Origin of the sequence: Nonomuraea sp. NPDC049709 (assembly GCF_040674815.1) — a bacterium.
GTDB lineage: Bacteria > Actinomycetota > Actinomycetes > Streptosporangiales > Streptosporangiaceae > Nonomuraea.
The window spans coordinates 37008-63034 of the sequence record NZ_JBFANM010000020.1 but is presented as its reverse complement, the minus strand read 5'-3'; the positions used below and the strand labels follow the sequence as shown (position 1 = coordinate 63034).

Sequence of the window (26027 nt, the reverse complement as noted above, 5' to 3'; positions counted from 1 at the left end):
TGCGCCAGGCCTGCGGGTGAGTGGGTTAGGTGGGTTCGCCTTCGCGGGCCAGGGCTTCCAGCTCCGCATCGGTGATGGTCACGGCGTCGGTGGCGGTGAGCAGGTCGGCCCACTTCGGTGCGAGGTCGGCGTGCGCCTGGGCGGCGGTCTCGGCGACCTCTTCGCTGACGTAGACGGAGCGGGCTCGGTACCAGCGGCCGTCCTCGCCGACCACGATGGCGGTGCCGGGCATGTTGGCCGGGATCTGACGGGCGGCGTCCAGGGCGGCCGGGTCGGTGTCGCCGAGGGTCATGGTCGCGGTCTCGGGGTCGTTGACCCGGTGGCAGACGCGGCCGGAGAGCTGGGATCGCAGGGCGGTGACGCCGGGGCCGAGGTCGGAGCCGACCCGTTGTCCGCAGACGAACAGGTAGACGCCGAAGGCGCGGCCGAGCTGGGCCAGCCGCAGGAGCGCGGTGGCGGTGGCGGCGATCTCGTCCTTCTCGCCCTTGTGAGCCATCAGGAAGAGTTCGGCGACCTCGTCCACCAGGACCACGACCGGCGTCGGCCGCAGGTTCTCCGGCAGCTTCCAGACGTTGCGCACCTTGTTGGTGCGGCACAGCGCCATCCGGGTCTTGACCAGGCAGATCAGGTCGTCGAGCAGGCCGATGCATTCGGCTCGTTCGGTGGCGATGGCCGACAGGCGCTGACCATAGGAGGTCAGCTCGACGCCGCCCTTGAGGTCGAAGCCGACCAGCGCGACGGGCTGTCCGGCCAGGCCGGTGATCAGGGCGTTGAGGAGCGTGGACTTGCCGGATTGGGTGGCTCCGGTGTTGAGCCAGTGCGGGACGGTACGGAAGTCGAGCACCCAGGGCGCGCCGGTCTCCAGCAGGCCGACCCGGACCCGTAGCAGGCCCTCGGACAGGACCGGTATGGACACCGCAGCGAGTGGATCACCCTTGGTGGCCAGCAACGTGACGCGGCCGGGCTTCCAGGAGATGAGACGGACGGAGTGCACCCGCCAGGCGTGCGCGAGGTTGGACAGGCGGGCGGCGTAGTCGTCGGGCGTCTGGCCGTCCATGAGCTTGACGTTGACCCGGAAGCCGAGGTGGCACGGGCGGATGAAGCCGAGCCGGGGCGGCTTGTCGATGTCCACGCGGCGGACTTTCCGCTTCTGGGACAGCGAGATGCTCGCGTGTCCGACGACCGGGAGGCCGTCGAGGGTGTAGCGCCAGCGGCGCCGCTTACGGGTGAGGGCGCAGCCGTGGGCGACGTTGCCCCAGGTGAGGTAGACGTGTGCGGCCTTGAGCGGGTAGCCCAGGGCCAGCCAGAGTGAGACGGGGTGCAGCTTGCGCCACACCAGCAGGACCGTGCAGACCGTGGCCATGGTGATGGCCAGCGGGATCAGCCAGTCGGACATAATCAGACTGTCCTTTCGAACCTTCGGAAGGAAGGCCCCGGAGCGGGCGGTTAGCTGCCAGGCGATGCGCCCGCTCCAGGGGTGTTACTGGTGCGGCTAGGCCGCCTTGGGGTTGGCCAGTGCGATGGTCTCGGCGCGAAAGCCGAGGCCGGACCGGCCGTTCATCGACCAGAAGAACGCGGCCAGGCCGACCGGCCGGACCTGCACGCCCTCGGGGATCTGCGGGAACGTCTCGCTCGGGAACGTCACCACGATCACCGGGTTGCGCCGGTCGTCGTTCGGCTTGGGCAGGAGCGGGATGGTGTAGAGCTCCCGGCCTTCGGCGTCCCTCTTCACTTCGCCCGTGGCGCGGTCCACGATCTTCGGCTCAGGCTCGCCGGCGACGATGAAGGCCAGGGCGGTGATGTCGACGGGAATGTTACGCATGGGTGGTCCTCCAGACCTCAGGTCCTCAACTCCTAATGAGGACTTGTAGTTGGATGATTACCCACGGTGGTCCTGTCGTCAACTCCTAATGAGGAGTAGAGTTCGTGGCGAGAGCAGTTTTTACTGTTCGGACACCAGCGAGGCGGCACAGTGACATCAGGTCTGGGCGGATTCGCCCCGAAATACCAGCAAATCGCGGAGGCTCTGCGGCACGACATCCAGGAAGGCCGCTACGAACCGGGGGAGCGGCTCCCTGCGGAAACGGCTCTGGCAGAACGCTTCAAGGTCAGCCTGCCGACCATCCGCCAAGCCGTAGGAGTCCTGCGATCGCAAGGCGTCGTGGAGTCCAAGCACGGCATCGGCACCTTCGTACGGCAAGACCACCGCCTCGAACGCCGCTCCCGAAGCCGCTACGGCCGGGCCCGCAGCGATGGCAAGCTCCTCACCTCACACCTGCGCCACGACATCGTGTACGCCGGACCGGAGCAAGTGCCGGCCACCATCGCCGAAGCCATGGGCGTCCCCGAAGGCACCGAGGTCATCACCCGCCGCCGCGTGCTGTACGACAAGAACACCGACACGCCGGAGGAGATCGGGGCCAGCTACCTCCCGGCCGACATAGCCCGAGGCACCTTCCTGGAGAAGCGAGATGTCGTCCCCAAGGCGCTGTTCCTCTGCGTGGAAGAGCTCAGCGGCAAGCGCTACCACCACGCCCGCGACCAATGGATCGCCCGCAGCGCCACACCGGAGGAGACCGTCACCCTGGGCCTGACGCAAGGTGCGCAGGTCCTGCACGTCATCCACACCGCCCGGGCGGAAGATGGCGCGATCCTGGAAGTCTCAGAGTCAATCTGGCCCGCAGACCGGGTAACCATCATCGATGAGTACCTGATCGACCAGGAGGCGAACGTCCCGGACGCGCCCTCCCAGATCTGAGGCAGGCCCATGACGATCGGCAACGCGGACGAGGTCCGCTCCCACTGGTGGCCACGAGAAGGCTGGCGGCCGGGCCGCCTGGTCTACACCTGGCACCTCACCTTCGAGCACGCGCCGCAACTTCACCAGCTCGCCGAGCGCTACCAGAAAGCCCTTGCCACGGTCGGAAGCCACAACCCGATCCCGGCGCAGTGGCTCCACCTCACCCTGCAAGGAGTGGGGTGGGCCGATGAAGTGGACAACGAACTGCTCGACCGCGTCACCGATACCGTCGGCGCACGGCTGGCGAAGCTCGCTCCCGCCGAGCTGACGTTCCACCGCCCTGCCGTCATGGGAGAGGGGATAGCTCTTGCCCCCACCCCAGCAGAGCCACTGCACGAGATCTGGGACGAGATCAGAAGCGGAATCGCCGAGGTAACCGGCGAGGCGCCTACAGCGGCCGAGCAGGTCAGAGGATTTCGCCCGCACGTGAGCCTGACCTACATCAACACGCCAGGCCCAGCGCAGCCCTATGCAGAGGCGTTGAGCAGCGTCGAGGCCGAGCCGGTCAAGGTGGCAGTGGATCGCATCGCGCTGATCGTTCAGAACCGGGTCCTTGAGCCGGAATGGGTGTATCGCTGGAACACGCACGCGGTCGTACCTCTGGGAGCCGAGAACCGCACCTGAGCGGCAGCAAGACAGCGGTGGCGGCTTGGCAGCGGCCTGGCAGCGCCTGTCAGCGGCTGAGTGGTTACAACCTTCTATACGGGTTCAAGCCGCCGCCCGATGGGCGGCGGGCGGCCGGGCGGTCCGGGCGGGCGTGCGGCCTCTCCGGGCCGGTCCCGCCCGGCCACCCCGCCGCACCATCGAACGCAGACAGAACCACGCGTAGAACGTCCACCAGCGCCATCCGTAATGGCAAGTACGGTCCGTCTTATGGCTTCGTTGGCCAGCCGTCGGTCATCAGAGATAACCGGTCCCAAGACATTTTGGGCAGGTGATGATTTTTTGCTGCGGCGTGTCAGCGTCGTTCTGTTCTCCATGTATATGGCGCACAATGGTGACCTCGCCTTTACCTTGGCAAACGTCACAGCGGGCTCGTGGTCGTTTGGCGGACGCTCTCCTCGCTGACCGAGACGCGCGGAGACTCTCGCGAAAGCTTACCAAAGCTAGCAAGAGGGAGGCGCTGGCGATGATATATGAAGCGATCTCAAGCGCCACTGTGCCACCTCCAGCTTAGAGAGGCGGCGATCACTGACGCAACTCCCGCAATGCCTCCAAGGGCGATCGCCAATAGCGTTAATACTGGGTGGGTTGACCAGTTGGGGAGTTCCTCGGGTTGCAATAGGCCTCGTTGTTGAATGAGTGCATAGACGATGACGGTGAAAAGGCCGCTCAATCCACATAGAACGTTATTAATGATATGACTGGTGGAAGGCTCTCCTCCCTTATGGAAAAAGTCGAACCATAAATCGCTGAGACCGCCGACCATGAGCGTGAAGCCGATAAGGCAGGTGGAGCCAGTTCCGAGAAAGGCTGGAAACGTCCATGCGTCGTACTTCTCCTGAAAGTTGAAGAAGTCAAAGACAAGGACGGGAAGGGAGTAGGCTACCGAGAATACGCCGTACTTGAGAAGCTGTCGCCGGGTTCGCGGCTTCCTGGACAACTGCGGCACTCTGGGTAGCTCTTCTCTTTCTAGGGCCGCTGTTGCTGTTGGAGGAGGGTGGCCGATGGTCACCCTGATGGATTTTTCGGCATAAGGGTACTTCGGGTTCTCGGGCTGGACTTCATGCTCTATCACTGTGGTGCGGAGGTTTGGATATCCTGCCTCTGCAAGGGAATCCTGGATAGCCGTTAGGAGGACCGAGTTGCAACCAGATATTTCAATGCCTTCGAAATATTGATGGATGAAATCTTCTTGAGCGGTCTGATTGAACGTCGTGGACCATCCCGCCAGGCGAAATATTGCGTCAATCGCCTGTGCCTGAGGGAATGCATTCGTGGGGAAGAAGATTATCTTCGCATGCGTGTGCTCATCCCGATACTGCTGGAGGTTCGCAATAGCCTTCGCTCGCCGATCGACCACCCGCAGATCATTTCATAGCCAGGGGCGGCGGTACAGCTAGATGCCTCTCGGACATGATGGCGCCAGCAACATGAGTGATTTGCTGTCGTCCTGATGGCGATCAGCGTCGAAGGACTTCGTATCGGGGTGGTCGAGGCCGCGACGATCGCTCACTTCGGTGCTCGTCGTTATGGCGGAGGCGATCGGCTGCCGCGGACCGACTTCGTCGGCCCTTGCCATCGAGCTTGATGGCTGAGGCCTGCTGTACAGCAACCAGTACAGCAACGCTAACTCACACAACCGCACGGCGACTGTCTATATCTGCTGGTCAGGCTCAGGCGAGAGTGATCGGCGTGCTGTCTGCCCTGCCCTTGTAAACAGAAGGTCAGGGGTTCGATTCCCCTCGTCGGCTCTGCAACCAGAAGGCCCCTGAACAGGCGTTACGCCGTCAGGGGCCTTCTGCTTTCCGATCTTCAACCGGTGTCTTCGGCGGCTGTGGGAGCCACCTTGGGAGCCACCGGGGGCTGTTTCCCCAGGAGAGCGGTGGAGATGGCTTCGGTCGCGGTGCGGTGGTCGCCCTCCAGCAGATGCCCGTAGACGTCCTTGGTGATGGCGATGCCGGCATGGCCGAGGACCTCGGACACGACGGTGGCGCGGGGTGCCCTGGGCGAGCATGAGGGATGTACCAGAGTGGCGAAGCTCATGCGGGTGCCAGCGGCCGAGTCCCGCCTTCTTGGCCAGACGGGAGAACCCGTGTGAGAAGGTGTCCGGGTCAGACGGGTTGCCGAAAGCTGTCGGGAAAATCAGACCGTGCTCCGTCCAGTCCTCGCCCGAACTGCGACGCTCCTTGTTGTGAGCGGCCTTGTGACGCTTGATCGCCTCGGCCAGTTCGGGAGTCGGGCAGAGAACGCGGCGTGAGCGCCTGGTCTTGAGTTCACTGATCACGACGCGGGTCTTGGCGGTGGCGCTCCGGTCGCGGCTCTTGAGCCGCTTGATGGAGCGGGTGGCTCGGAGAGTGCGGGCCTCCAGCTCGAAGGCGTTCCACATGAGTCCGAGTGCTTCGCCCCGGCGCAGGCCGAAGACGAGGGCCAGGAGGACGAGGACGAGGACGCCCATGCGCTGTCAATGACAGCGTCAGGGAGCCTCTTGCCCCTCCTCCACTGTGAGCGTTCGGCCTTCTTCGAGGGGTACGCGCGGATGCATCGACAGCGAGGCGACGTTCCGCATGACCAAACCCTCGCGTTCAGCCTGGCCAAGCGGCGGTGCTACGCGCCGCCGTACAGCGGCTCGGCCGCCACGCCGACCGTGGCGCCCGCCGCATCAAGCAAGCTCGCCGACCCCGCATCACGTCGCCGCACGAATACAGCCCTACGATCGCCTCGTGTGGGCCGGCCTCCGATGGTGGCTGAGGGCGATCGACGATCCGGTGCCTCGGTTGCTCAGCACCGGCTCACCGGATATGTCGTCGCCTGCCCGTACTTCCGGCCGCATTCCAAGGGCCTGTAACCTGCCATCGGCCGTAACACGATCATGCTTCTCCGCCGACAGGAGTGCCCGCATGAGCGCCATGTGTGACTACTACCTGGCTCCCGATCGCGCCACAGCCACCGTGCGGCCGACCGCTGTACGGGACCGCAGCAAACCCCTTCGCGGCGCTCCGGTGTTCGATGTTGTGGAAATCACTTGGGTTGACCCCAGCGGCTCTCTGGGCAGCCTCGTGGCCGCCATCAAGAACGTTCCCTTCTCAGATGACCTCGTCGAGACGGTCACCTTGTACCCTCCGCCAGAAGGTGTACCGGAAACCGAAGAAGAATGGCTGGCCCTTCCGGAGGACTCGCCTTACCTGGATGGACCACAAATCGATGAGTTACCGGCGAGCGCACGTGATGTCCTCGCCGAGATCGAGGACTCCCGCCTGCTCGAAGTGGTCCGGCGTTGGACGATGGACCCGCTTTGCCCCTCCTGCGATGGTGACGACGTGTTGGACCTGGTCCAGGAGCTTGTCGCCCTTGCAAAGGCGGGCCAAGGAGAGCGACGAATTGCTCTACTGCTGGTGGATCCCGGGTTAGCCATCCACTACTGATCCATGGCCTCCTCAGCAAAAGGCGGCAGGACGCCGCATGCGTCGTCGATTTCTCCAGTCGCGATCAGGTCCTGCACTGCGGCGATCATCGAGTCGAAGCCGGGTTCACGGATGACGACCAGATGGGAGAGCCAGAAGTAACGGCCGCTGAGGCACTCGCCCGTGTCGCGCCAACGATCCATGATCTTGTTGACGACGCCGAGCGTCATGAACGTCGCGTACCGCCGAGTGCCGTCGGACAGTGTGATGGTCGCGTCAGCTTCGTCGGCGGTTTCGGGGGCGGACCCTTCCCAACGTGGGATCAGCATCTCGAAGTCGGGCTTGCTGATGCGATAGAAAGCGTCGTCGATCTCGATCACCGCCCCACCCTGTCGAGCATCACGGGATGCCGCAACGGGAGTGCATCAACTCGCTCTGTCCAGGCAGGTTACGCGTTGGCCGATCGGGCCATTAGCGGGTCATCAAGAGGGGTGACGAGCGCTCAACCAGGTCACTCACGACCCGGTTTCTGCCCAGCTCAGCGCCTCATCAGGCCATAATCGATGTAGCTCCCAACCTGACAGCCCACTTGTTACGCGATCGTGGGACGGTAAGAGCACGAGTGGGAGAGTTTCGTTGGGTCGATCTTGAGGCGGGGTGGAGGGTCAGACGATCTGACCCAAGCGTGCGAACTCCTGGAAATGTATGTCGGTCCTCAGGGGGAGCTGGGCGAGGAGCGATTTCAAGTCACCGTCTGCACCCCGTCGGCCCTCACAGAGCAACTCCGTCACCGTCCCTTTCTCATTGGTCGGCACTGACTCTTTGTTGCCGAACTTCATTCCGACAAGGTTGGGCAGGCGGGGTCGCCGGAGTGCAAGCGTTTTTGAGGCCGCGTTTGGTCATGACGAACTGTGCGAGGCGTTGCGGTCACCGGGTGAGGGGCTTGATCGGCTCGTACTGCTTCGAGAGAGGCCTCGGCACGGGCGTCGCCTTGGCGGCTGCAGCGCGAGCGGGGCGTCCACGTTGCGCTGAACGGCGACTGGAGTTTCTGTGGGCGATCAGGGGCGGAGGGTTCCCCTTTGCGCTTCGGAACAGTGTTCCGTATTGTGTTAGCTGAACGGTGTTCCGTTTTACTCCGGCGGGACCCGCCATCAGCATCCCCACACGAGGAGAACCGTGCAGTACCGCACCCTCGGCAGGACCGGTATCAAGGTCAGCCCCTATGCGCTCGGCGCGTTGATGTTCGCCACGGCCATCGGCAATTCCGAGCACGACGACTCGATCCGCATCATCCACAAGGCGCTCGACGCAGGGATCAACGTCATCGACACCGCCGACGCGTACGGCGATTCGGAAGAGATCGTGGGCAAGGCGCTCAAGGGACGCCGTGACAATGTCGTACTCGCGACCAAGGTCAGCCGCCCGATGGGTGCCGACCCCAATCAACAGGGTGCATCACGACGCTGGATCATGACCGCGGTCGAGAACTCGCTGCGCCGCCTGCAGACCGACCACATCGACCTCTACCAGATCCACCTACCTGACCCCGAGACCGACATCGAGGAGACACTGTCCGCACTCTCGGACCTGATCCACAGCGGTAAAGTCCGCGCGATCGGATCGTCCACGACGCCCGCATCCGACATCATCGAGGCCCAGTGGGCCGCCGAGCGGCGCGGCCTGGAACGGTTCCACACCGAGCAGCCCCCCTACTCGCTCCTCAACCGCGGCATCGAGCGCGAAGTGCTCCCGATCGCGCAACGGTACGGGATGGGCACCCTGGTGTGGGGCCCGCTCGCGCAGGGGCTGCTCACCGGGCGCGTCCGCAAGGGTGGACAGAACGAGCTGCGCCGCGCAGGTCTGTTCCGGCACCTCAACGACGAGCGCCGGCTCGACGTCGTCGAACAGCTCATTCCGCTCGCCGACGAAGCGGGTCTGCCGATGACGCACCTCGCGATGGCGTTCACCATCTCTCACCCCGGCGTGACCAGCGCGATCGTCGGACCGCGTACGATGAGCCACCTCGACGACCTCCTCACCGGCCTCGACGTCACACTCACCGACGACATCCTCGACCGGATCGACGAGATCGTCCCGCCCGGCACCGACGTCGGCACACTCGACCAGGCATACCTGCCCCCCGCTCTCCAGCGCGCGGACCTCCGCCGCCGACCCGTGGGCGAACGCACCGCGGCCTGACCGCATCTCCGCGCCGCCGATGGCCGCCGACGACTCAACGATCCGCTGTTCCGACGTGCCGATCAGCGGCTCGGACGAGCCGGCGGTCGTAGGGCGACGGGGTGTACGTGTTCTGCACGCTGCTGATCAGTTCCACCGAGATCAGCATGGGATCGAGAAGCCCTTCTTCGTCTCATGGCGTATGGGCAAAGGTCATCATCTGGTAGGCGATTGCCCGGGGGCTCCCACGATCGAGCGTTCCGGAGGTGAACCGCCCCGGGATCGCGTTCGGGTGCTTGAGGGATTCTGTGTCCGGACCCCCGAAGCGGCTGGAAGCCGGTATGCGACGAACTACCCGGGTGGCTGACCGGTCGGGCGGGCGGCGTGGATCTCGTCGAGGTGGTTCTCCACCCAGGAGCGGAGCTGGCTGAGGGGGCCGGCCACGCCGTGGCCCAACTCGGTGAGCGAGTATTCGACGTGCAGCGGGACCGCGGGGTAGATCGTGCGGTCGACGAAGCCGCTCTCCTCCAGGCGGCGCAGTGTCTGGGTGAGGACCTTGGGGCTCACGCCCTCCAGCCGGCGCTGCAGCGCGCCGAAGCGTTGCGGACCCTCCTCCAGTGCGCCCACGGCCAGGGCCGACCACTTGTTGGCCAGCAGGTCCAGGACGTCTCTGCAGGGGCACTGCGCGGCATAGACGTCGTGCCGGTCGTGCAGGCCGGATCTGCAGGTCATCGTCATGGCCTGGGCCTTTCCTCCAAGGGCTATTACTTTCCAAAAGATAGCAGTCTCCCTTGATGGTTACTACCGACCTTTGGGTAGCTTCGGCTGCGCGGCCGGGCCGGACGGTGCCCGGCGTACGAGTCGGAGTGAGGAGATTTGCCCATGTCATCCACCATGCGGGCGATCGTGCAGGACGCCTTCGGCGGGCCGGAGGTGTTGCGGCTCGCCGAGGTGCCGCGGCCGGTGCCGTTGCCCACCGAGGTGCTGGTCCGGGTGCACGCCGCCGGGGTGAACCCGGTGGACTGGAAGACTCGCGGCGGGTCCGGCATGGCCGGGGTGCTGGGTGAGCCGCCGTTCATCCTCGGCTGGGACGTCTCCGGTGTGGTGGAGGAGGCCGGGTTCGGGGTGACGATCTTCGAGCCGGGTGACGAGGTGTTCGGCATGCCGTGGTTCCCGCGCCAGGCGGGGGCGTACGCGGAGTACGTCACCGCGCCCGCTCGGCAGTTCGCCCGCAAACCGCGCACCGTCGGGCACGAGGCCGCGGCCGGGACGCCCCTGGCCGCGCTCACCGCCTGGCAGTCGCTGATCGACACCGCGCGCATCGGGAGCGGGCAGCGGGTGCTGATCCACGCGGCGGCGGGCGGCGTCGGCCATCTGGCGGTGCAGATCGCCCGGCACGCGGGTGCGTACGTGATCGGCACCGCGACGGCGGCCAAGCACGACTGGCTGCGTTCGCTCGGCGCGGACGAGGTGATCGACTACACCACCACGCGCTTCGAGGACGCGGTGGGGGACGTGGATGTGGTGCTCGACCTGGTCGGTGACGAGCGTGACCGCACGAGCACCCGGTCGTTGCGGGTGCTGCGTCCCGGCGGGCTGCTGGTGGCGGTGCCGTCCGGGGTGGCGCCCGAGCTGCTGGACCGGGCCCGCGAGCAGGGCGTACGGGCCACCGGCATCCTGGTCGAGCCCGACGGGGCGGCGCTGGCCCGGATCGCTGAGCTGATCGACAAGGGTGAGCTGGGGGTCGAGGTGGAGGAGCTCTATCCGCTCGCGGAGGCCGCCGATGCGCACCGTCGCGGCGAGCAGGGGCGCAATCGGGGCAAGATCGTGCTGAGCGTCGCCTGAGTCTTCGACCGCGGGACATCGCGCTCTTTGAGCTCAAGGGCTGACGGCCGCTACGGTTTCACGATCTCGCGCATGGGATGGAGGCCGGTGTCGTACGGGACGCGGTCGCCGAGCGGCCGGCTCAGCTCGACGGTGTACGGCGTGGCCGGGTTGCCTTTGCAGTTATGGAAGTCGCCCGGCGCACGTGCGACCCCGATGACCAGGCGTACGTCCCGGTCCGACTCCTCCAGGAGGACCACCCGGATGCGCCCGTTCGCCGACCGGCCGCCGGCGCACGCCCGCTCGGTCACCAGCAGGTGCAGGGCGTTGCCCGAGGGCGGCTTCGCCGGGTCGAGGGTGAGCTCGGCGACGCCCAGGTCGCCCAGGTCCCGCTGCAGGTTGCAGCCGCCCGAGCTGCGCAGATGCCAGCTCGGGCGGCCGTCGGCGTCCGGTGGGCCGAAGCGTTCGACCATCAGGAAGTCGTGGGTGACCGACGTGGTCCACCGCTGCTGAGGGCCGTCGAACTCCTTGATGATGGCCAGGCGCTCGCCGGTCTCCTCGACGATGCGCCACTTGGCCAGGTCGCCGACCTCGCGCACCTCCTGCCCCTTGAGCGCGGCCCGGCCGTCGGGGCCGAGCTGGGTCGCCGGGCGGCCGGTGCTCATGATGTCCGGCGGGATCGGCTGCTCGTGGCAGGTGTAGGCGGGCTCGGCCGGGCCCGCCGGAGGGGGTTTCCCGGCCCCCGCCGGCGGGGTTCCGCAGCCGGCGACGAGGAGCAGGAGCGCGACGGTTCGCTTCACGTACTGGACGACGTGGTCATGAGGCATCCGGTTCACGGGACGATCGGAAGTCGCCCCGCCTGCGACGCCTTGCCGTGCACGTGACGTGCCGCCGCGAGGCCGGTCCGGCCGAAAGTACTGCCCGAACCGGGATCAACCCTGCTTTCGACTCATGCCAGGTCAAGGGCCGCGTCCCCAGGATGGGCCCATGTCACATGTACAAGGGCCGGACTCCGGTGGCCGGCCCCGCATCGACGCCCTCGACGTGCTGCGCGGATTCGCGCTGTGCGGGATCCTGCTGGTCAACGTCAAGCCGATCGCCAACGTGGACGCCGGCGTGGGCAGGACGACCGACGCGGCCGGGGCCGACGGGCTCGCCTGGCTGGGGTACCTCGCCGACCAGCGGTTCTTCCCGATCTTCTCGCTGCTGTTCGGGATCGGGTTCTCGTTGTTGCTGGAGTCCGCGTCGGCGCGTACCGACCGGCCGCGGGTGGTGCTGGCGCGCCGGCTGCTGGTGCTGCTGGCCATGGGGCTGGCGCACATGTTCCTGCTGTGGCGGGGCGACATCCTGACGATCTACGCGGTGGTGGGTCTGGTGGTGCTGCTGCCGTCCACCTGGCTGCCCCGGTGGGCGGTGGCGGTGCTCGCCGGGGTGCTGCTGGTGCTGCCGCCGGCCGTGGGGAGCAACGGCGTCGTGCTGGTGCCGGGGCTGTTCCTGCTGGGGTCGGCGCTGACCCGGTACGGCGTGACCGCGCGGATGGAGCGGGCCACCTGGGGGCCGGTGATGCTCGGGGCGGTGTTCGCGGTGCTGGCTGTGCCCGCGCTGTGGGTGCAGGTCCAGCTGAGCGCGGACTCGGACGGGGCGGCGTTCAGCACCTCGCTCGCCGTGGCGGGGCTGCTCGTCGCCGGTGCGTACGTGTGCGGGATGCTGGCCCTGCTCAGGACGCCGCTCCGCCCCGCGCTCCAGGCGGTGTTCGCCCCGCTGGGGCGGATGGCGCTGACCAACTACCTGACCGCCACCGTGCTGGTGCTGCTGGTCAGCCGGCTGATCGGCACGCCGCCCGAGACGTGGTCGACGGTGACCGTGCTGCTGATCGCCGGCGGCATCCTCGGTGCGCAGCGGGTGCTCTCGGGCCTGTGGTTGCGCCGCTACCGGTACGGGCCGCTCGAATGGCTCTGGCGCTGGGCCACCTGGTTGCGTCGCCCGGCCCTGAGCCGCCAGGGGCGGAGCGGGGGCTAGAGCTCGCCCAGCTCACCGAGCGGCTTCGTCCAGTAGTCCTGGTCGAAGGGCCTGCCGTCGACGATGGCGTCGGCGTCGGAACCGCGTGGGTTGGCCGCGATGTGCATGATGTCGTTGAAGGTCTTGAACGCCGCCTCGTCCCCGGGCTGCATCTCGCAGCGGTGGATGCGGTGATACCAGTATTTCTGCTCCTCCTCGATCCGGGGGAGGAGCTCGGTGCGGGTGAGGGTTCGGGCTTCCTCTATCGTGAGCCGCTTGAAACTCGGCATGGGCTCATTGTGGCGTGCGTCGCCGGTGGGGGGAAGGGCGTTCCGGCCGACCCGCTCACCCCCGTACGGCGCACAGCAGCCGGTTGTTCCCCCGCTGCCACAGCGTGCCGATCTCCGTGAACCCGGCCTCCCGCAGCGCCTCGACGTGGTGAGACAGGAGGCGGGACTCCGAGCCGTGGTGGGTGGCCCCGGCCGTGGTGCGCTCCTGGTTGAGCTCGGCGAGGTCGGGGTCGGCCGCGATCGCCTCCCACCAGGTCCGCCAGTCCTCCGGCCGGTGCTCGCCGAACACCCGCGCGGTCTGGCGCTCGTGCACCGCGTGCTCCAGCCTCGACAGGGCCGGCGTGGCGTCCTCGGTGTCCATGTGGTCGCCGTTGAGCAGCAGCCCGCCGGGCCGCAGCACGGTCGCCAGCTCCGCGAAGACGCCCTTCAGGTCGGGCCCGGAGATCCAGTGCAGCGCCGTCGTGCTGACCGCCGCGTCCGCCGGCCGCTCCAGCCCGAGCAGCTTCGTCCACCCGCCGGTACGCAGATCCGCCGAGACGAACGTGGGCCCCGGGTACGCGGCCCGCCCGAGCCCGAGCAGCAGCGGATCGGCGTCCACGGAGATCACGGTGGCCCCGGGCAGCCGCTCCAGCAGCCGCGCCGACAACGACCCGGGACCGCACCCCAGGTCGATGACCACGGGATCGGGCCGCCCCAGCGCCTCCACGGCGTCGATCAGCGCGGTGAACCGCTCCTCGCGGTCGGGCAGGTAACCCTCCTGCTGGCGATCCCAGCGCGCGATCCACTCCAGTGCGGCATCGTGAGTGAGCATGGACTTCTCCTTGTAACTGTCATCTAAGCTTTGGGCAGTCACAACTTAAAGCACGAAGGTGTAACCGGTCAATTGGATTACAACAGTCACACAGACACCGTGGTCAGGGTGGCGGTGGTGCTCGTCAACGAGCTGACACCGGGCGAGCGGTACGGGCGCCCCTTCCCGGCGCCGGTCGACGCCGCCGCGGCGGCCACCGCGGGCCTGCGTACCGTCTACCCGGCCTACCGCGAGCTCACCGAGGTCGAGGGGGGCGAGCTGGCCGAGGTCGCCGCCCGGCTGCGGGCGGTCTTCGCCGCCGTCGCCGGCGGCGACGTCGACAGCGCGGCGACGCGGGTGAACGCGCTGCTGGAGGAGACCCACGCCAGGCCACGGCTCGAACGGCACGACGGCGAGCCGTGGCACCTGCACTTCCACGGCAGCGGCGGCACGACGGCCGGCGACTGGGCGGCCAGCTGCGCCACCGGCCTGGCCATCGTGCTGGGCAGCGAGTTCAGCGATCGCCTGGGAGTCTGTACGGCGCCGCACTGCGACCGCGTCTACGTGGACGTCTCGCGCAACGGCACCCGCCGGTTCTGCTCCACGGCCTGCCAGAACCGCGTCAAGACCGCCGCCTTCAGAGCCAGGACCAAGGCGGGGTGACCGCTCGGGGCAACCAGTAAGGCGGCTTACCGAAGGGCGGCTTTCCCCTTACCCGGCGAACCGTCCCCGCCTCGCAACCGTGCCGAGGGGTGTCCTGAAGTCCGATGGGAGAGGAATCATCCCATGCGAAGACAGCTGGCAGCAGGCACCCTCGCCACCGCTGCCGCCCTCACCGCCATCGTCGCGCTGCCCGCCCAGGCCGGCGCGACCACCGCCATGACCGAGGTCGCCTCCTCTGACGCGAGCCGCGTCAGGATGACCGGCAGGCAGGAGGTCCCCGGCCCCGGCGACCGCAACGGCTTCGGCTCGTTCGTCTACCAGGTGCGGCACGGGCAGCTGTGCTACTTCATCAGCGCGAAGAAGATCAGGCCCGCCGCCGCGGCCCACATCCACAAGGGCAGGAAGGGTGTGGCCGGCCCGGTCGTGGTCACGCTGAAGGCTCCCGCGAAGGGCTTCGCGCGCGGCTGCGTCAAGGCCGTCAGGCACCAGAACGCCAAGAACGCCGCCACCACGCTCACCAGGAGTGAGCTGCGCGGCATCGTGAAGTGGCCGCATCTCTACTACGTGAACGTCCACAACAAGCCGTTCCCCGACGGGGCCATCAGGGGCCAGCTCGGTTAGGCGGTCCCCCTGCTCCAGCTCCCCGGAGGCCCGGGGAGCTGGAGCCCGTTCACTCGGCGGCCAGCCGTTCTGCCTCTTCGTGCAGCGCGAGGACCAGGACGAGCTCCAGCTGGAGCTGGTCGAGATCGGACGCCGCGAGGCTGTCCAGGACGCGCATTTCGGGCCTCCCTCACCATAGGACGCCCCACGCGTCACATAGGTTCACGCGTCCCGAAAGCGATCAGGTCTCGCTCCTGAAACGTTCCCAGGCGGATTGCCGGGTCATGCCGAGCGAGGCGCCGATGCGTTCCCAGCTGACGTCGCGGGTGCGGAGGTGCGCCACCCAGTCGCGCAGGTTGTCGTCCACTTGTACTTGTACGGCGGCGATTTTCGGGAGATGGTCGAGAATTTGTTCTTCCGACATCGACTCCCACGTCGGGAGCCGGGGCTCGGTCGAGGCGGCAAGGCGTTCCTGCTCCAGGATCTCGTTGCACAGGCCGATGCATTCATCGCAAATGTGCACACCAGGCCCGGCAATCACCTTGCTCACTTCCGAGCTCCTCTTGTGGCAGAAAGAGCAGCGGATCTTGTCCTTCCAGTCAGGCATGGCCTGACGCTACTCCCGTCAGGCGGCACCTGACAACCCTGGAAGCCGATCCCGATCCATCTGCGCCCGCAGGATCTCCTGCCGCTCCTGGTTGATCCTGCGGCAGATGGTCAGGTACGCGTTCAGTACCTCGCAGTACAGCGTGCGCGCCGTTTCCAGCTGTTCGCGCAGGATGAGAGCACGTTCGGCGTCGCCGCGCTCCTCGGCCTCGGCCAGCAGCGCGCGAGCCTCGTCCACGATCTCTTCGGCTCGCAACCTCGTACGGCGCAGCAGCGAAGAGCATTCGTAGAGCTCTCCGAGTCGCGCCGACGAGACGATGAACTCGGCAGCATGGACGGCCGATCCGTCGGCCGTCTCTCCGCGGAGATCAGATCCCATTTCCCGCCACCTCCCGGTCAAGGTTGCCTAACTGTAGACGCGCAACCCTTGCGGGCGGATCACCTGCGACGGGCGGTGGTGTCGAACTGCTCCCAGCGGATTTGTTTTTTCTCCCGGGTAGGAAAACCTCCTCCCTGAAACCCGTTCGGTGCTGGCTGAATGAGATATTTGACGGCTGTGTACTGCTCTATCGGAGGAATGCCGTGATTCTCCGGTGTTAGCAAAAGCCGGGGATGAAGACCTCCGATCGCCCCGCATGGGTACGTCCGCTCGTCACATACTGAAACCGAATGACAGCGCGACGTGACTCTGGAGTGGTGGCGATGCCGGGGACCGGGAGCGATGACGACGCGGTGGACGTCAGCGTCGTCATCCCCGTACACAACTGCCGGGCCTACCTCGATCGATGCCTCACCTCCGCGCTCGTGCAGCGGGTGAAGAAGCAGATCGTCGTCGTCGACGACGGCTCCACCGACGGCAGCGGCGAGCTCCTCGACCTCTACGCCGCCTACCACCCCGGCATCGTCAAGGTCGTGCACATCGACGGCAGCGGCAGCGCGGGACGGCCGCGCAACGTCGGCATCGAGCACGCCACCGGCCGGTACGTCTTCTTCTGCGACGCCGACGACTACCTCGGCCCCGAGGCGCTGGAGCGCATGGTCGCGGTGGCCGACGCCAACGGCTCCGACATCGTCCTCGGCAAGATCGTGGGGCACGGCCGGCGGGCGCCGGTGTCGATGTTCCAGCAGAGCGCCGACCGGCTGGAGCTCGGCGACAGCACCGTCTACAACAGCCTGAGCTGCTTCAAGCTGTTCAGGAGGGAGCTGCTCGAACGCCACCGCATCAGGTTCGGCGAGGGCATGCTGGTCGGGGAGGACATCCTCTTCACCGTGCACGCCTACTGCCACGCGGGGCCGATCTCGGTGGTGGCCGACTACGACTGCTACCACCTCGTGTCCAGGCCCGACGGCAGCAGCATCATGCAGCAGGCGGGCAGCAGGGACCCGCTCGCCTGGCTGGCCATGATCAGGGGGCCGATCGAGCTCATGGCCCGGCACGTCGAGCCCGGCCCGCTCCGCGACCACCTGCTGCGCAGGCACTTCAGGCTCGACGTGTTCACCCAGCTCGGGACCGTGTTCCTGGAGAGCGACGACGTGCGGCGCAAGGACATCGCGCGGGAGGTCGCGGCGCTGTGCGACGAGTGGTACACACCCGGCGTGCACGAGCGGCTCAACACCATCGACCGGCAGCGGGCGGGCGCGCTCGACGACATCGACCGCCTGGTGCGCCTGGCCCGCATCGAGAGCGCCACCGTCCGGCGCCGGCTGACCGGGCTGCGCTGGGAGGGCGACCGGCTCGTCGTCACGGGCGCCGCCCGGCTCGACGGCATCACCAGGGACGACAACCTGTCCGTGGTGCTGCGCGCGCGGCACGACGCGGCCGCGGAGCTGGTGCTGCCGGCCGAGCGGAAGGGCGGGGAGTTCACCGTGCGGGTGAACGTGGGGGCGCTCGGCTCCGGGATCTGGGACCTGCGGGTTGCGGTGGAGATCGAGGGCGTGATCCGGCTCGGCCGCCTCGGGGCCGACCGCGACAGCGGCATCGCCCGCCCGCAGCCCAGGATGATCGGCGGGATCGTGGCCCTGCCGTACTTCACCAGGGACAACGGCAACCTGAGCATCGACATGGGCGGGCACGTGGTCGCGGTGCCCGGCACCGCCCGGCTCATCAGGACGCGGTGGGCGCTCGGGCACCGGCTGCTCGTCGACGGGGAGATCAGCGTCGTCGGGACGACCCCTTCGGCCGCGGCGATCAGGAGGATCGTCTGGCGGGAGCGGCGCACCGGCTGCGAAAGCAGCGACCGGGTGACGGCGCTGCCCGGAGGCGGTTTCGCGGCCAGGCCCGCAGTGGGGCGGCTCGCGCCCGGCACCTGGGACGCCTATCTGGAGCTGGACCTGGGCGGGCCGCCGGCGCGGTTCAGGATCGAGACCGACGCGCAGACGGTGGCGGCGCCGCGCCGGTGGTGGGGAACCGCCCTGTTCAGGTCCGTGCGGCCGTACGCGACGTCGGGCAAGGGGCGGCTGAGCGCGGTGGTGCGGCGGCTGACGGCGGAGACCTTGGTCCGGAGGATCATCCGGTAATTGCCATCTATATGCAGGTGCAAGACGATGTCCTAAAGTAGGACCGTTTGTTCTACCTCTTCTGGAGGCACGCCGTGCACGTACCCGATGGTTTCTTCAATGCGGCGACATCCATATCGGCCGGAGCCGTGGCGGCCGCGGGCGTCGCGGTCTGCCTGCGCGGCGCGCGACGCGAGCTCGACGACCGCACCGCGCCGATGGCCGGGCTGGTCGCGGCCTTCATCTTCGCCGTGCAGATGCTCAACTTCCCCGTCGCCGCCGGCACCAGCGGTCACCTGCTGGGCGGCGCGCTGGCGGCGATACTCGTCGGGCCGTACACAGGGGTGCTGTGCATGGCCGTGGTCCTGCTGGTGCAGGGCGTGTTCTTCGCCGACGGCGGGCTGACCGCGCTCGGCGTCAACATCACGATCATGGGCATCGTCACCGTGCTCGTCGGCTGGGGCGTCTTCCGGCTGGTCAGGGCGCTGGCCCGGGGGAAGGTCGTAGTGGCGGCGTTCCTGGCGGCGCTGGTCTCGGTGCCCGCCTCCGCGCTGGTCTTCACGCTGCTGTTCTGGATCGGCGGGACCGCGCCGATCGAGGTCGGCGCGGTGGCGGCCGCGATGGGCGGCGTGCACCTGCTGATCGGCATCGGCGAGGCCCTCATCACCGCGATGACCGTCGGCGCGGTGCTGGCCGTGCGGCCCGACCTCGTGTACGGCGCCCGCGGTCTGACCAGGCCGCTGGTGCTGCGCGGGGCCGAGGGCGAGACCACGACCGCTCCCGCCCCCGAGCCGGTCGCGGCCCGGGGCGCGCTCAAGCCGTTCCTGCTCGGCGGCGTCGGCGTGACGCTGGTGCTGGCCGGGCTCGTGTCCTTCTTCGCCTCCTCCTCTCCCGACGGGCTGGAGGCGGTCGCCGAGAACAAGGGCTTCATCGACCAGGCGGGGGACCACCTGTTCGGGGGGTGGGCGCTGGCCGACTACGGTGAGGTGGGCGGGATCCCCGTCGGCGTGGCCGGCATCATCGGCGTCGGCCTCGTGCTGCTCATCGCCGGTGCCGTGGCCTATGCCGCGCGAAACCGTAACAAGATCAAGGTGTGATACGTGGGCGCTGGGCACCATCACCAGCTCTACCTGCCGGGCGACTCGGTCGTGCACCGATTGCCGCCGCAGTGCAAGCTGCTGGCGATCTTCGCTTTCGCCCTCGTGGTGGTGGCCACGCCGCGCGAGCGGTTCTGGGCCTTCGCCGCGTACGCCGTCCTGCTCGCCGGTGTCGCGGTGGCGGCCCGGGTGCCGGTGACGTACGTGCTGCGGCGGATGGTGATCGAGGTGCCCTTCGTGCTGTTCGCCTTCCTCATCCCGGTCATCGGCCTGGGGGAGCGGACCACGGTGCTGGGGCTCTCGCTGAGCGTGCCCGGCCTCTGGGCGGCCTGGAACATCCTGGCCAAGGCCACGCTCGGGGTGATCGCCTCCATCCTCCTGGCGGCCACCACGGAGCCGCGCACGATCCTCATCGGGGCCCAGCGGCTGCGGCTGCCGAGCCTGCTGGTGCAGATCGCCATGTTCATGCTCAGGTACATGGACGTGATCATGGATGAGATGCGGCGGATGCGGGTGGCCCGGGAGTCTCGCGGGTTCGAAGCACGAAATTTCCGGCACATTGGGGTGATCGCCCGGTCGGCCGGGGCGCTGTTCATCCGGTCGTACGAGCGGGGCGAGCGGGTGCACCTCGCGATGCTCAGCCGGGGATACTCGGGCCAAATGCCGATAATTCAAGATCTTTCGGCGTCTGTACGCCAATGGGGCATCGCTCTCGCCCTGCCCGCCATCGCCCTCGCAGTATTGGGACTGACGTGGTGAACTCTCTCGAAGTCCGGCAGCTCGCGTACGCCTACCCCGACGGCACGCAGGCGCTGTTCGGCGTGGACCTGTCGATCGCCCGCGGCGAGCGCGTGGCCCTGCTCGGCCCGAACGGCGCCGGCAAGACCACGCTCGTCATGCATCTCAACGGCATACTCACCGCCGGGCACGGGAGTGTCACCGTGGCAGGCACGCCGGTGCGCAAGGACACGCTCAAGGAGATCAGGCAGCGTGTCGGCCTGGTCTTCCAGGACCCCGACGACCAGCTCTTCATGCCCACGGTGCGCGACGACGTCGCCTTCGGCCCGGCCAACGCCGGCCTGCGGGGCGAGGACCTGGACCGGGTGGTCAAGGACGCGCTGGAGCGGGTGGGCATGCTGGAGGCCGCCGACCGGCCGCCGCACCACCTGTCGTTCGGGCAGCGCCGCAGGGTGGCGGTGGCGACGGTGCTGGCGATGGCCCCCGAGATCCTGGTGCTCGACGAGCCCTCGTCCAACCTCGACCCGGCCGCGCGCAGGGAGCTGGCGGAGATCCTGCGCTCCCTGGACGTGACGGTGCTCATGGTCACGCACGACCTCCCGTACGCGCTGGAGCTGTGCGAACGCGCGCTCATCCTCTCCGACGGCGTGATCGCCGCGGACGGGCCCACGCGCGACCTGCTGGCTGACGCGGAGCTGCTGGGCAGGCATCGCCTGGAGCTCCCGTACGGCTTCGCGATCCCGGCTGGGTGAGGTGGCCCCGGTGCGGAGGCATCGGGTGCTGAGATGGGTAGAAACCCGGAGCATGGTTCTTGACGGGGCGTTTGGTACGCGTTTACGCCCGCCTTGTCCTCCTGCATCCGACTTTTCGTAGTTTGTGCATGCCCGCTATCCGGGGATGTCGAAGTACAGTGGCTCATCGAGGAGGGGCCAATGAAGCTGCGGCTTGCGCGACACGCCCTGGGCGATGCCGTGGTGGTGGCCGTCGAGGGTGAGCTTGACCTGTTCACCGCACCGTTCCTGCGCGACGAGGTGCGTGACGCCATCAAGCAGGACGGCGCCAGGCTCGTGCTCGATCTGCAGCAGCTGTCGTTCATGGACTCCAGCGGCCTGTCGGTGCTGATCGAGGCCTGGCGGCTGGCGACGGGAGAGGGCGGAGGCGTGTCGCTGGCGGCGCCCCAGGCGCCCGTGGCCCGCATCCTCCGCACGACGGGGCTGGACCGGCGCATCAAGGTGTACTCCGACGTGGACACCGCCGTGGGTGAGATTTAACCACCCCCGAGTAGAACTTCATTCGGTCTGCGGGTTAGGGTCCGGTCTATGGACGTGAACGGATCTGCAGCAATCATTTCCGGCGGCGCCAGCGGCCTCGGCGAGGCCACGGCCCGCGAGCTGGCCCGCGCCGGCGCCACCGTGGTCGTGGCGGACCTCAACGAGGAGCGCGGCAAGGCCGTGGCCGACGAGCTCGGCGGGGTCTTCGCCAGGACCGACGTGTCGGACGACGAGCAGGTGCAGGCGGCCGTGGACGCCGCCGTCGCCACCGGCAAGCCGCTGCGGGTGGTCGTGAACAGCGCCGGCATCGGCTGGGCCGAGCGCACGGTCAACCGCGACGGCAACCCGCACAACCCGGCCTCCTACCGCAAGGTCATCGAGGTCAACCTGATCGGCACGTTCAACCTCATGCGCATCGCCGCGGCGGCCATCGCCAAGACCGAGCCGGCCGACGCCGACGGCCAGCGCGGCGTGGTGATCAACACGGCCTCCGTGGCGGCGCTGGAAGGACAGACGGGGCAGCTCGCGTACTCGGCCTCCAAGGGCGGCATCGTGGGCATGACGGTGCCCGCGGCGCGCGACCTGGCGGCGATCGGCGTACGCGTGAACACGATCTGCCCCGGCATCATCGACACCCCGATCTACGGCTTCTCGGCCAACGCCGACGAGTTCAAGGCCAAGCTGATCGCGCCGGTGGTCTTCCCCAAGCGCATGGGACGGGCCGACGAGTTCGCGCACCTGGTCAGGTCGCTGGTCGAGAACGACTACATGAACGCCGAGGTCATCCGCTTCGACGGCGGCATCCGTTTCCAGCCCAAGTGAGGTCCAGTGTCTGACGAAGTGCTCGTCGAAGAGTCCGGCGAAGGATCGGGCAGGGTCGCGATCCTCACCATCAACCGCCCCAAGGCGCGCAACGCCGTCAACGGGGCGGTGGCGAGGGGGATCGTCGAGGCGCTGGACACGCTGGACGCCCGCCCCGACATTTCCGCTTACGTCCTGACCGGCGCGGGCGGCACGTTCAGCGCGGGGATGGACCTCAAGGGGTTCCTGACAGGCGACTTCCCGGTGGTCGAGGGCCGCGGCTTCGGCGGGCTGACCGAGGCGCCGCCGAAGAAGCCGCTGGTGGCCGCCGTGGAGGGATACGCGCTGGCGGGCGGGTTCGAGCTGGCTCTGGCCTGCGACGTGATCGTGGCGTCGGCAGAGTCCACGTTCGGGCTGCCGGAGCCCAAGCGCGGGCTGGTGGCGGGGGCGGGCGGCATCATGCGGCTGCCGCGGCGGATCCCGTACCACGTGGCCATGGAGATGGCCCTGACCGGTGACCACTACCCGGCCTCCCGCCTGTACGAGCTCGGCCTGGTCAACCGGATCACCGAGCCCGGCGCCGCGCTCGAAGGCGCGCTGGAGCTGGCCCGCAAGATCGCCGCCAACGCCCCGCTGGCGCTCGTCGCGACCAAGAGAGTGGTCGTCGAGTCGCAGGACTGGTCGCTGGAGGAGATGTTCAAGAAGCAGGCCGCGATCATCAACCCGGTCTTCGGCTCGAAGGACGCCATGGAGGGCGCCGCGGCTTTCGCCGAGAAGCGCGCGCCCCGGTGGAAGGGCGAATGACCGGCCCCCTCCCGTCTTCCCCCAGGAAACGGGAGGGGACTCTTTAGCGCGCGCATAGCTCTTCCTGGTTACGGTAAAGAAAGAGGAGACGAACTACCGGGAGAGCGCATGAGCGACTATTCGGGTTCCAGGTTCGAGTCTGCCAAGCGCGGCGCCGGAGCCCTGCTCTCCGGTGCGCTCAGCGCGCTCATCATCGTGGTCGGCATGCTCGCCGTGATGTGGGTCGTCGAGGGTGTCGACTTCTTCCTCAACGGTGCGCTCGACTACCAGTTCGGCATCGTCGGCTGGGATCCCGACGGCCTGATCGGCATCATCTTCGCGCCGTTCCTGCACGGCGGCTTCGGGCACCTCATGGCCAACTCGGTGCCGCTGCTGATCCTGGGTTTCCTGGCCGGGCTGCGCGACGTGCGCAAGTTCCTGTGGGCCAGCGTGCTGATCATCCTCATCGGTGGCCTCGGCACGTGGGCGACCAGCCCGGGCGTCTACACGGTCGGGGCGAGCGGCCTGGTGTTCGGCTACTTCGGCTACATCCTGGCCCGCGGCCTGTTCGACCGCAGCCTGCTCGACATCGCGATCGGCATCGGCGTGGGCGTGGCCTACTGGGGGATCCTGGCGGGCCTGCTGCCGAACCAGCAGGGCATCTCCTGGCAGGGACACCTGTTCGGCCTCATCGGTGGCGTGGTGTCCGCCTGGCTGCTGCGCCGCAAGCGCGAGCTGCCCTCGTCGAGGACCGCCTACCCCTACTGACCGCGGGCCGTTCCCTTCCCGAAGTCCCCGCCGGAGCGCGGCGGGGAACGGGGGACCTACAGGTGCGGCCGGGTGTGCTCGGCCGGTGAGGCGGACAGCAGGCGGTCGATGTAGGCCAGGCCCACGGCCGAGGCCACGAACGCCAGGTGGATGAGCGTCTGCCACATGATCTTGTCGTTGGGCGTCGTCTGCGCGCGGATGAACGTCTGCAGCAGATGCACCGACGAGATCCCGATGATCGCCGTGGCCAGCTTGACCTTCAGGACGTTCGCGTTGACGTGGGAGAGCCACTCCGGCTCGTCCGGGTGGTCGTTGAGGTCGATACGCGAGACGAACGTCTCATAGCCCCCGATGATCACCATGATCAGCAGGTTGGAGATCATCACCACGTCGATGAGCGCCAGGACCGTGAGCATGACCACGACCTCGGGGGAGGGCGCGGCCTGCGCGCTCGGCTGGTGCAGGAAGACCGTCTCGATCAGGTGCCAGAGCTCTAACGCGAACTGCCAGACGTAGACGGCCTGGGCCACGATGAGGCCCAGATAGAGCGGGACCTGGAGCCAGCGGCTGGCGAACATCAGATAACCGAGGCTCTTCGGCCGTGCGGTCCCCTGGCCGAATCGCAACTTATCGGGCAAGAATGTTTCCTACTCGTCGAGCCGGAGGGATGTGAGTTGGCGAACCTCGGATCCCTGGAACACGCCGTCATGAACGCGCTGTGGGATGCCGGGAAGCCGATGCGCGTCAGGGAGCTCCTGGTCAAGCTCAACGAGGAGCGTGAGCTCGCCTACACCACGGTCCAGACCGTGGCCGAGCGGCTGGTGAAGAAGGGCCTGCTCGTACGGACGCCGTACCGCAACGCCTTCCGCTACGCGGCGGTGCGGTCGAGGGACGAGCACGTCGCCGCGCTCATGCTGGAAGCACTGGAGGCCAGCACCGACAGGTTGCCGGTGCTGGCCAGGTTCGCGCGGAGCGTCGAGGAGGCGGACGCGCTCGCGCTCCTCGACGAGCTGGCCCGCAGAACGGGCCGGAAGGCGGACTAGAGGCGCTCGACCACGTAGTCGACGCAGACCGTCAGCGCCTCGATGTCGGCCGGGTCGATGGCCGGGAACATCGCGATGCGCAGCTGGTTGCGGCCCAGCTTGCGGTAGGGCTCGGTGTCGACGATGCCGTTGGCGCGCAGCGCCTTGGCCACGGCCGCGGCGTCGACTTCGTCGGAGAAGTCGATCGTGCCGACCACCTGCGAGCGGAACTCGGGCGCGGCGAACGGCGTGGTGTAGGAGGTCTTCTCCGCCCACGTGTAGAGGCGCGAGCTGGAGTCGGCCGTGCGGGCGGTGGTCCAGGCCAGGCCGCCGTTGCCGTTCATCCAGTCGAGCTGGTCGGCCAGCAGGAACAGCGTGGCCACGGCCGGGGTGTTGTAGGTCTGGTCCTTGCCGGAGTTGTCGATCGCGACCGGCAGGCTGAAGAACTCCGGCACGTAGCGGCCGCTCGCGGCGATCTCCTCGACCCTGGCCAGGGCGCGCGGTGACATGATCGCGATCCACAGGCCGCCGTCGGAGGCGAAGCTCTTCTGCGGCGCGAAGTAGTAGACGTCGGTCTCGGCGAGGTCGACGGGCAGGCCGCCGGCGCCGGAGGTGGCGTCGACCAGCACCAGCGCGTCGTCGCCGCCCACGCGGGTGATCGGCATGGCCACGCCGGTCGAGGTCTCGTTGTGGGTGAGCGCGTAGGCGTCCACGCCGTCCTCGGCGACCGCGGCCGGGTGGGTGCCGACCTCGGCCTTGATCACGCTCGGCTCGGCCAGCCAGGGAGCCTTCTTGGTGACCGTGGCGAACTTCGAGGAGAACTCGCCGAACGACAGGTGCTGGGACTTCTCGCGGATCAGCCCGAAGGCGGCGATGTCCCAGAACGCGGTGGTGCCGCCGTTGCCCAGCACGACCTGGTAGCCCTCCGGCAGCGAGAACAGGTCGGCCAGGCCGGATCGCACGCGGCCGACCAGGTTCTTGACCGGCTTCTGGCGATGGGAGGTGCCCATCAGGCTCGCGCCGGAGGCGGCGAGAGCGGCCAGCTGCTCGGTGCGAACCTTCGAGGGCCCGCAGCCGAATCGGCCGTCGGCGGGCTTGATGTCAGCGGGAATAACGATGTCAGCCACGTAACGGAGCCTACCGACCTGCGTGGAATGGCTTGAACCCGGTCCGGATTATGAGACCCGTGAAAGTTTCGCAAACGATGCCAGGTCAGCGGGCCGGGCATGGCCGGCGAC

The 26027-nt window shown here is 67.9% G+C and carries 30 protein-coding genes and 2 pseudogenes; 18 read left to right on the top strand and 14 right to left on the bottom strand.

Features of this window, described 5'->3' with window-relative positions:
- Positions 1–25 precede the first annotated feature (25 nt).
- Entirely contained in the window at positions 26–1396 is a 1371-nt protein-coding gene (locus AB0J69_RS21490; protein ID WP_364119695.1) for an FtsK/SpoIIIE domain-containing protein, read from the bottom strand.
- Between the two features lie 96 nt (positions 1397–1492).
- On the bottom strand, positions 1493–1822 hold the full coding sequence (locus AB0J69_RS21485) for a hypothetical protein (protein ID WP_357779667.1): 330 nt from the start codon (positions 1820–1822) through the stop codon (positions 1493–1495).
- Between the two features lie 150 nt (positions 1823–1972).
- On the opposite strand from AB0J69_RS21485, the gene AB0J69_RS21480 reads away from it, so the two are divergent.
- Both AB0J69_RS21480 and AB0J69_RS21475 read left to right on the top strand, forming a co-directional pair.
- Positions 1973–2758, top strand: coding sequence for a GntR family transcriptional regulator (locus tag AB0J69_RS21480; RefSeq protein WP_364119692.1), 786 nt, complete (start codon positions 1973–1975; stop codon positions 2756–2758).
- Positions 2759–2767: 9 nt separating this feature from the next.
- Positions 2768–3424, top strand: coding sequence for a 2'-5' RNA ligase family protein (locus tag AB0J69_RS21475; RefSeq protein ID WP_364119689.1), 657 nt, complete (start codon positions 2768–2770; stop codon positions 3422–3424).
- A 523-nt stretch (positions 3425–3947) separates the two neighbouring features.
- Here the strand turns inward: AB0J69_RS21475 and AB0J69_RS21470 are convergent.
- The 3 genes and pseudogenes from AB0J69_RS21470 to AB0J69_RS21460 form a co-directional block, all read right to left on the bottom strand.
- Entirely contained in the window at positions 3948–4823 is an 876-nt protein-coding gene (locus AB0J69_RS21470) for a hypothetical protein (RefSeq protein WP_364119686.1), read from the bottom strand.
- Between the two features lie 452 nt (positions 4824–5275).
- Positions 5276–5506 carry a hypothetical protein gene (locus AB0J69_RS21465; protein ID WP_364120011.1) on the bottom strand — a complete coding sequence of 77 codons (231 nt, stop codon included), beginning with the start codon at positions 5504–5506 and terminating at the stop codon, positions 5276–5278.
- A 10-nt stretch (positions 5507–5516) separates the two neighbouring features.
- A pseudogene (locus tag AB0J69_RS21460) lies at positions 5517–5849 on the bottom strand (hypothetical protein); the annotation flags it as partial.
- Positions 5850–6360: 511 nt separating this feature from the next.
- Between AB0J69_RS21460 and AB0J69_RS21455 the strand changes: the two are divergent.
- Positions 6361–6885 carry a hypothetical protein gene (locus AB0J69_RS21455; protein ID WP_364119684.1) on the top strand — a complete coding sequence of 175 codons (525 nt, stop codon included), beginning with the start codon at positions 6361–6363 and terminating at the stop codon, positions 6883–6885.
- Here AB0J69_RS21455 and AB0J69_RS21450 read toward each other — a convergent pair.
- The gene (locus tag AB0J69_RS21450; RefSeq protein WP_364119681.1) at positions 6879–7244 is read right to left on the bottom strand and encodes a hypothetical protein; all 366 of its coding nucleotides are present in this window, start codon (positions 7242–7244) and stop codon (positions 6879–6881) included. The genes AB0J69_RS21455 and AB0J69_RS21450 overlap by 7 nt on opposite strands.
- Before the next feature lie 321 nt (positions 7245–7565).
- Here AB0J69_RS21450 and AB0J69_RS21445 point away from each other — a divergent pair, with 321 nt between their 5' ends.
- Entirely contained in the window at positions 7566–7682 is a 117-nt protein-coding gene (locus tag AB0J69_RS21445; protein WP_364119678.1) for an Imm8 family immunity protein, read from the top strand.
- 358 nt (positions 7683–8040) lie between these two features.
- Positions 8041–9063 carry an aldo/keto reductase gene (locus AB0J69_RS21440; protein ID WP_364119676.1) on the top strand — a complete coding sequence of 341 codons (1023 nt, stop codon included), beginning with the start codon at positions 8041–8043 and terminating at the stop codon, positions 9061–9063.
- A 330-nt stretch (positions 9064–9393) separates the two neighbouring features.
- Here AB0J69_RS21440 and AB0J69_RS21435 read toward each other — a convergent pair whose 3' ends face one another.
- The gene (locus AB0J69_RS21435; protein ID WP_364119674.1) at positions 9394–9780 is read right to left on the bottom strand and encodes a helix-turn-helix domain-containing protein; all 387 of its coding nucleotides are present in this window, start codon (positions 9778–9780) and stop codon (positions 9394–9396) included.
- 144 nt (positions 9781–9924) lie between these two features.
- On the opposite strand from AB0J69_RS21435, the gene AB0J69_RS21430 reads away from it, so the two are divergent.
- A complete protein-coding gene (locus tag AB0J69_RS21430; protein WP_364119671.1) occupies positions 9925–10887 on the top strand; it encodes an NADP-dependent oxidoreductase in 963 nt (320 codons plus the stop codon).
- A 50-nt stretch (positions 10888–10937) separates the two neighbouring features.
- Here AB0J69_RS21430 and AB0J69_RS21425 read toward each other — a convergent pair whose 3' ends face one another.
- On the bottom strand, positions 10938–11693 hold the full coding sequence (locus AB0J69_RS21425; RefSeq protein ID WP_364119668.1) for a hypothetical protein: 756 nt from the start codon (positions 11691–11693) through the stop codon (positions 10938–10940).
- Positions 11694–11853: 160 nt separating this feature from the next.
- Here AB0J69_RS21425 and AB0J69_RS21420 point away from each other — a divergent pair, with 160 nt between their 5' ends.
- Positions 11854–12885, top strand: a complete 1032-nt coding sequence (locus tag AB0J69_RS21420) for a DUF418 domain-containing protein (RefSeq protein WP_364119665.1) — start codon at positions 11854–11856, stop codon at positions 12883–12885.
- Here the strand turns inward: AB0J69_RS21420 and AB0J69_RS21415 are convergent.
- A complete protein-coding gene (locus AB0J69_RS21415) occupies positions 12882–13154 on the bottom strand; it encodes a hypothetical protein (RefSeq protein WP_364119662.1) in 273 nt (90 codons plus the stop codon). The two genes, AB0J69_RS21420 and AB0J69_RS21415, sit on opposite strands and share 4 nt — an antisense overlap.
- Positions 13155–13209: 55 nt before the next feature.
- Entirely contained in the window at positions 13210–13965 is a 756-nt protein-coding gene (locus AB0J69_RS21410) for a class I SAM-dependent methyltransferase (protein ID WP_364119659.1), read from the bottom strand.
- A gap of 72 nt (positions 13966–14037) precedes the next feature.
- On the opposite strand from AB0J69_RS21410, the gene AB0J69_RS21405 reads away from it, so the two are divergent.
- Positions 14038–14607: a CGNR zinc finger domain-containing protein gene (locus tag AB0J69_RS21405; RefSeq protein ID WP_364119656.1), complete on the top strand. Its 570-nt coding sequence runs from the start codon at positions 14038–14040 to the stop codon at positions 14605–14607.
- Positions 14608–14730: 123 nt separating this feature from the next.
- Positions 14731–15228: a CHRD domain-containing protein gene (locus AB0J69_RS21400; protein ID WP_364119653.1), complete on the top strand. Its 498-nt coding sequence runs from the start codon at positions 14731–14733 to the stop codon at positions 15226–15228.
- A 448-nt stretch (positions 15229–15676) separates the two neighbouring features.
- Here the strand turns inward: AB0J69_RS21400 and AB0J69_RS21395 are convergent.
- Together AB0J69_RS21395 and AB0J69_RS21390 are read right to left on the bottom strand one after the other, a co-directional pair.
- Positions 15677–15814: pseudogene (locus AB0J69_RS21395) on the bottom strand (ClpX C4-type zinc finger protein); the annotation flags it as partial.
- Positions 15815–15832: 18 nt separating this feature from the next.
- The gene (locus AB0J69_RS21390) at positions 15833–16192 is read right to left on the bottom strand and encodes a hypothetical protein (RefSeq protein ID WP_364119650.1); all 360 of its coding nucleotides are present in this window, start codon (positions 16190–16192) and stop codon (positions 15833–15835) included.
- Positions 16193–16482: 290 nt separating this feature from the next.
- Between AB0J69_RS21390 and AB0J69_RS21385 the strand changes: the two genes are divergently transcribed.
- From AB0J69_RS21385 to AB0J69_RS21350, 8 genes are all read left to right on the top strand, one after another.
- The gene (locus tag AB0J69_RS21385; RefSeq protein WP_364119648.1) at positions 16483–18330 is read left to right on the top strand and encodes a glycosyltransferase family 2 protein; all 1848 of its coding nucleotides are present in this window, start codon (positions 16483–16485) and stop codon (positions 18328–18330) included.
- A gap of 74 nt (positions 18331–18404) precedes the next feature.
- Positions 18405–19406 carry an energy-coupling factor ABC transporter permease gene (locus AB0J69_RS21380; protein WP_364119645.1) on the top strand — a complete coding sequence of 334 codons (1002 nt, stop codon included), beginning with the start codon at positions 18405–18407 and terminating at the stop codon, positions 19404–19406.
- 3 nt (positions 19407–19409) lie between these two features.
- Entirely contained in the window at positions 19410–20165 is a 756-nt protein-coding gene (cbiQ, locus tag AB0J69_RS21375) for a cobalt ECF transporter T component CbiQ (RefSeq protein ID WP_364119642.1), read from the top strand.
- A complete protein-coding gene (locus AB0J69_RS21370; protein ID WP_364119639.1) occupies positions 20162–20896 on the top strand; it encodes an ABC transporter ATP-binding protein in 735 nt (244 codons plus the stop codon). Before cbiQ ends, AB0J69_RS21370 begins: the two co-directional genes overlap by 4 nt.
- 180 nt (positions 20897–21076) lie before the next feature.
- Positions 21077–21415: an STAS domain-containing protein gene (locus tag AB0J69_RS21365; RefSeq protein WP_043624827.1), complete on the top strand. Its 339-nt coding sequence runs from the start codon at positions 21077–21079 to the stop codon at positions 21413–21415.
- Between the two features lie 48 nt (positions 21416–21463).
- On the top strand, positions 21464–22237 hold the full coding sequence (locus tag AB0J69_RS21360; protein ID WP_364119636.1) for an SDR family NAD(P)-dependent oxidoreductase: 774 nt from the start codon (positions 21464–21466) through the stop codon (positions 22235–22237).
- A 6-nt stretch (positions 22238–22243) separates the two neighbouring features.
- Positions 22244–23020: a crotonase/enoyl-CoA hydratase family protein gene (locus tag AB0J69_RS21355; RefSeq protein ID WP_364119633.1), complete on the top strand. Its 777-nt coding sequence runs from the start codon at positions 22244–22246 to the stop codon at positions 23018–23020.
- A gap of 108 nt (positions 23021–23128) precedes the next feature.
- Positions 23129–23767, top strand: a complete 639-nt coding sequence (locus AB0J69_RS21350; RefSeq protein ID WP_364119630.1) for a rhomboid family intramembrane serine protease — start codon at positions 23129–23131, stop codon at positions 23765–23767.
- A gap of 56 nt (positions 23768–23823) precedes the next feature.
- On the opposite strand, the gene AB0J69_RS21345 is transcribed toward AB0J69_RS21350, so the two are convergent.
- Positions 23824–24405 (bottom strand): TIGR00645 family protein, encoded by a 582-nt coding sequence (locus AB0J69_RS21345; protein ID WP_364119627.1) that lies wholly within the window; start codon positions 24403–24405, stop codon positions 23824–23826.
- Positions 24406–24441: 36 nt separating this feature from the next.
- Between AB0J69_RS21345 and AB0J69_RS21340 the strand changes: the two genes are divergently transcribed.
- Positions 24442–24810, top strand: coding sequence for a BlaI/MecI/CopY family transcriptional regulator (locus AB0J69_RS21340; RefSeq protein ID WP_364119624.1), 369 nt, complete (start codon positions 24442–24444; stop codon positions 24808–24810).
- On the opposite strand, the gene serC is transcribed toward AB0J69_RS21340, so the two are convergent.
- On the bottom strand, positions 24807–25916 hold the full coding sequence (serC, locus tag AB0J69_RS21335; RefSeq protein ID WP_364119621.1) for a phosphoserine transaminase: 1110 nt from the start codon (positions 25914–25916) through the stop codon (positions 24807–24809). The two genes, AB0J69_RS21340 and serC, sit on opposite strands and share 4 nt — an antisense overlap.
- Positions 25917–26027 lie beyond the last annotated feature (111 nt).

Bases quoted from the DNA above. Each gene is read 5' to 3' on its own strand.
- AB0J69_RS21475 (WP_364119689.1), top strand. From the start codon at position 2,768: ATGACGATCGGCAACGCGGACGAGGTCCGCTCCCACTGGTGGCCACGA.
- AB0J69_RS21455 (WP_364119684.1), top strand. From the start codon at position 6,361: ATGAGCGCCATGTGTGACTACTACCTGGCTCCCGATCGCGCCACAGCC.
- AB0J69_RS21445 (WP_364119678.1), top strand. From the start codon at position 7,566: ATGTATGTCGGTCCTCAGGGGGAGCTGGGCGAGGAGCGATTTCAAGTC.
- AB0J69_RS21360 (WP_364119636.1), top strand. From the start codon at position 21,464: ATGGACGTGAACGGATCTGCAGCAATCATTTCCGGCGGCGCCAGCGGC.
- AB0J69_RS21365 (WP_043624827.1), top strand. From the start codon at position 21,077: ATGAAGCTGCGGCTTGCGCGACACGCCCTGGGCGATGCCGTGGTGGTG.
- AB0J69_RS21420 (WP_364119665.1), top strand. From the start codon at position 11,854: ATGTCACATGTACAAGGGCCGGACTCCGGTGGCCGGCCCCGCATCGAC.
- AB0J69_RS21485 (WP_357779667.1), bottom strand. From the start codon at position 1,822: ATGCGTAACATTCCCGTCGACATCACCGCCCTGGCCTTCATCGTCGCC.
- AB0J69_RS21430 (WP_364119671.1), top strand. From the start codon at position 9,925: ATGTCATCCACCATGCGGGCGATCGTGCAGGACGCCTTCGGCGGGCCG.
- AB0J69_RS21490 (WP_364119695.1), bottom strand. From the start codon at position 1,396: ATGTCCGACTGGCTGATCCCGCTGGCCATCACCATGGCCACGGTCTGC.
- AB0J69_RS21435 (WP_364119674.1), bottom strand. From the start codon at position 9,780: ATGACGATGACCTGCAGATCCGGCCTGCACGACCGGCACGACGTCTAT.
- AB0J69_RS21410 (WP_364119659.1), bottom strand. From the start codon at position 13,965: ATGCTCACTCACGATGCCGCACTGGAGTGGATCGCGCGCTGGGATCGC.
- AB0J69_RS21390 (WP_364119650.1), bottom strand. From the start codon at position 16,192: ATGGGATCTGATCTCCGCGGAGAGACGGCCGACGGATCGGCCGTCCAT.
- AB0J69_RS21400 (WP_364119653.1), top strand. From the start codon at position 14,731: ATGCGAAGACAGCTGGCAGCAGGCACCCTCGCCACCGCTGCCGCCCTC.
- AB0J69_RS21425 (WP_364119668.1), bottom strand. From the start codon at position 11,693: ATGCCTCATGACCACGTCGTCCAGTACGTGAAGCGAACCGTCGCGCTC.
- AB0J69_RS21415 (WP_364119662.1), bottom strand. From the start codon at position 13,154: ATGCCGAGTTTCAAGCGGCTCACGATAGAGGAAGCCCGAACCCTCACC.
- AB0J69_RS21350 (WP_364119630.1), top strand. From the start codon at position 23,129: ATGAGCGACTATTCGGGTTCCAGGTTCGAGTCTGCCAAGCGCGGCGCC.
- AB0J69_RS21465 (WP_364120011.1), bottom strand. From the start codon at position 5,506: ATGAGCTTCGCCACTCTGGTACATCCCTCATGCTCGCCCAGGGCACCC.
- AB0J69_RS21385 (WP_364119648.1), top strand. From the start codon at position 16,483: ATGACAGCGCGACGTGACTCTGGAGTGGTGGCGATGCCGGGGACCGGG.